Here is a 246-nt window from a genome sequence, read left to right on the forward strand (position 1 = left end):
GAGCAGAATCAGCGAAGGCGGATGCGCACGTACCGAGGCGATCACCTCGCGGCCATCTTCGATCACCTGGGTGTGGAAGTTCTCTGCGCGCAGATAGTCGGTGAGCAGTGCCGACAGCTTCGGCTCGTCTTCGACGATCAGCACGGAAGCAGGCGAACGGGCAAGTGAAGAGTCAGTCATCTTTGGTTTCTAACGTAGCGAACCGGACCGCGATCCACAGTCCTCCCAGCGGCGAACGCAATGCGT

At 59.8% G+C, this 246-nt stretch carries 1 protein-coding gene; it reads right to left on the reverse strand.

What is annotated here, in order from left to right; genetic code table 11:
* The coding region (locus SB753_RS40270) for a response regulator (protein WP_410805574.1) at positions 1-180 on the reverse strand (180 nt) is incomplete at its 3' end.
* Between the last annotated feature and the right edge of the window lie 66 nt (positions 181-246).

Source organism: Paraburkholderia sp. SIMBA_053, assembly GCF_046534895.1.
GTDB lineage: Bacteria > Pseudomonadota > Gammaproteobacteria > Burkholderiales > Burkholderiaceae > Paraburkholderia > Paraburkholderia caledonica.